Annotated in this window: 1 pseudogene; it reads right to left on the bottom strand. The window is 47.8% G+C overall.

Annotated elements, in window-relative coordinates:
- Positions 1 to 370 precede the first annotated feature (370 nt).
- Positions 371 to 1,107, bottom strand: a pseudogene (locus tag F6K49_RS51945) (glutamate synthase subunit alpha); the annotation flags it as partial.

The raw sequence follows: 1,107 nt of genomic DNA on the forward strand, positions 1-1,107 counted from the left end.
ATCTTCTGACCGAAGCATGTCAGATTCACTAACCTCCCCATGGCATGGCATGGGGAGGTGATTTGTATCGCCAGTGCGCTCGTCATCGAGAGTGGTTTGCTAACTCTCTAATTATCAATGCACCGGAATAAGGCAAGGGTTCTCAAGAGGCTTGGCAATTATCCCAGTGCATCCAAAACCAGGATTTTACTAGGTTAGGTCGTAATCACTCCATCGACGAGTCCCGCCACTCAAAGATGTTTGTTACCTTGCTTAATATTCTCTTTCCCAGGTTAAAGGTTGAAGGTTAAAGGTGATCAAACCAACCTTCAACCTTCTAACCTGCAACTGGTAACCCAATCCAACCTGGAACCTTTAACCTTTAACTGCTTTAGCCTACTGTGGAAGAAACTAACTCCCGTTCCTGTACCACATCAGGATTGGCTTGAGGAGTATCCGCCTCAGAAGGTGGTACCACTTGCCAGAATTTGGGCAGATATTCAGACCAGTTGTCCAGAATCATCTGGGCTTTCGGGCTACCAGTCCGAGTGGCATGGTCTTGAATTAAGCCTTTCAACTGCTGCTCTCCAGCCGCTGAAATCACCCGTTGAATCTTGACATCCTGGTTCACTTTGGCCGGAAAACTCTCCTCTTCATCTAGGAAGTAGGCTAAACCACCAGTCATACCAGCACCGACATTGCGTCCCACTTTCCCTAAGACTACAATTACACCACCGGTCATGTATTCACAGCAGTGATCACCAGCTGCCTCAATCACAGCATACCCTTTAGAATTGCGCACACCAAATCGCTCACCAGCACCGCCATGGGCAAATAATGTTCCGCCAGTGGCACCGTAGAGGCAGGTATTACCTACAATTACATTGTTAGCTGGGTCGTAGGTGGCATCAGCTGATGGTTTGATAATAATTTCACCACCATGCATCCCTTTGCCTACATAGTCATTCGCTTCACCAGTTAAAATCAACGTCATACTGGGGAGGTTAAAGGCACCAAAGCTTTGACCCGCAGCCCCCTTGAAGTTGAGAGTAATGTGTCCATCGAAACCAGTGTTACCATACTGCTTGGCAATTACCCCAGCAATTCGAGCCCCTACAGTACGGTCAG

The sequence above is a fragment of the Moorena sp. SIO3I6 genome, assembly GCF_010672095.1.